Source organism: Clostridium sp. ATCC 25772 (assembly GCF_001573875.1).
Classification (GTDB): domain Bacteria; phylum Bacillota; class Clostridia; order Clostridiales; family Clostridiaceae; genus Clostridium_J; species Clostridium_J senegalense.
The window spans coordinates 1-697 of sequence record NZ_LFRG01000148.1 but is presented as its reverse complement, the minus strand read 5'-3'; the positions used below and the strand labels follow the sequence as shown (position 1 = coordinate 697).

Sequence of the window (697 nt, the reverse complement as noted above, 5' to 3'; positions counted from 1 at the left end):
TACTTTCCACTTAGCTTTTAATGCTGAAGCTACTTCTAAAGAAGACTCAACCTTATAATCAACTCCAAATCCACTTTTTCTAGTGTAGAATGCAGGGAATTCTTCAGTTTCAAAACCTACAACCGGAACACCGTTAGTTTCTAAATATTCTAAAGTAAGACCTATATCTAGTATAGATTTAGCGCCTGCACAAATTACTGCAACATTTGTATTTGCTAATTCTTGTAAATCAGCAGATATATCAAATGTTTCTTGAGCTCCCCTATGTACACCACCTATACCTCCTGTAGCAAATACTTTAACTCCAGCTAAGTTAGCTAATATCATTGTAGTAGCAACTGTAGTAGCTCCATTTAACTTCTTAGATATAATAAAAGGTAAATCTCTTCTACTAGCTTTAACTACATCTTTGCTAGTTCCTAAAAATTCAATCTCCTCAGTTGTAAGACCAACTTTTAAAACCCCATCTATTATAGCTATAGTAGCAGGAATAGCTCCATTTTCTCTAATTATTTTACTAACTGTTTTAGCCATCTCTATATTTTTAGGATAAGGCATACCATGAGAAATTATAGTTGATTCTAATGCTACTACTGGAAGACCTTCTGCTAAAGCTTTTTTAACCTCTGGATGCACATTTAAGTATTTTTCTAACATTTTAGATCATCTCCTTTAAAATTTTTTCAATACTATCAAC

General features: G+C 32.6%; 1 protein-coding gene. It reads right to left on the bottom strand.

All coding sequences use genetic code 11. From position 1 onward, the window contains the following. Nucleotides 1-657 (bottom strand): pseudouridine-5'-phosphate glycosidase (locus tag AZI32_RS17250; RefSeq protein ID WP_061997170.1); only part of this gene is annotated, 657 nt, incomplete at its 3' end. Between the last annotated feature and the right edge of the window lie 40 nt (nucleotides 658-697).